This window comes from Pseudomonas sp. HY13-MNA-CIBAN-0226 (assembly GCF_040310305.1).
GTDB classification, from domain to species: Bacteria; Pseudomonadota; Gammaproteobacteria; order Pseudomonadales; family Pseudomonadaceae; genus Aquipseudomonas; species Aquipseudomonas gregormendelii.
In genome coordinates, this window is sequence record NZ_JBEOPS010000606.1 from 1 (window position 1) to 238 (window position 238).

Below are 238 nucleotides of genomic sequence, written 5' to 3' on the forward strand. Positions count from 1 at the left end.
ATCCTGATCCGCGCCGGTTGGCCGCGTATTGCAGCCGAAGGCGGCGCACTCACAGACCCGATGTGCGGTGTGGGTACCTTTCTGGTCGAAGGCGCGATGATTGCCGCCGACATGGCCCCCAACCTCAACCGTGAACTCTGGGGGTTCACTACCTGGCTGGGCCACGTCCCGGCGCTGTGGAAAAAACTGCACGCAGAAGCCACTGAGCGTGCCGCCATCGGCATGAACAAGCCGCCGT

1 pseudogene is annotated in these 238 nt (G+C 63.9%); it reads left to right on the forward strand.

Going from position 1 to position 238, the window contains the following annotated elements:
• Window positions 1–238: pseudogene (locus AAEZ05_RS30100) on the forward strand (bifunctional 23S rRNA (guanine(2069)-N(7))-methyltransferase RlmK/23S rRNA (guanine(2445)-N(2))-methyltransferase RlmL); the annotation flags it as partial.